The 276-nt window shown below is 70.3% G+C and carries 1 protein-coding gene; it reads left to right on the forward strand.

From position 1 onward, the window contains the following. Nucleotides 1-276: RHS repeat-associated core domain-containing protein (locus ACFHWU_RS29600; protein WP_416592365.1), on the forward strand; the 276-nt coding region annotated here is incomplete at both ends.

Consider the following 276-nt stretch of genomic DNA (forward strand, 5'->3'; position numbering starts at 1 on the left):
CCGATCATCAGGGCAGCCCGTACGCGGAGGTCGGTTCGACCCTGTCGGGGATGCCGGTACGGATCCTGAAGCGGGATCCGTTCGGTAACCCCCGCGCGGTCGACGTGCTGGCCACGAATCTGAAGACCCGGGCCGGGTTCCTCGGCGCGACCCCGGACGAGGCGTCCGGCTACACCCCGTTGGGTGCCCGCCTGTACGACCCGGTGGTGGGCCGGTTCCTGTCCGCCGACCCGGTGCTGGATGTGGCGGACCCGTTGCAGTCCAACGGGTACGCGT

The sequence above is a fragment of the Micromonospora sp. LOL_015 genome, from assembly GCF_048060275.1.
Taxonomy (GTDB): domain Bacteria; phylum Actinomycetota; class Actinomycetes; order Mycobacteriales; family Micromonosporaceae; genus Micromonospora_E.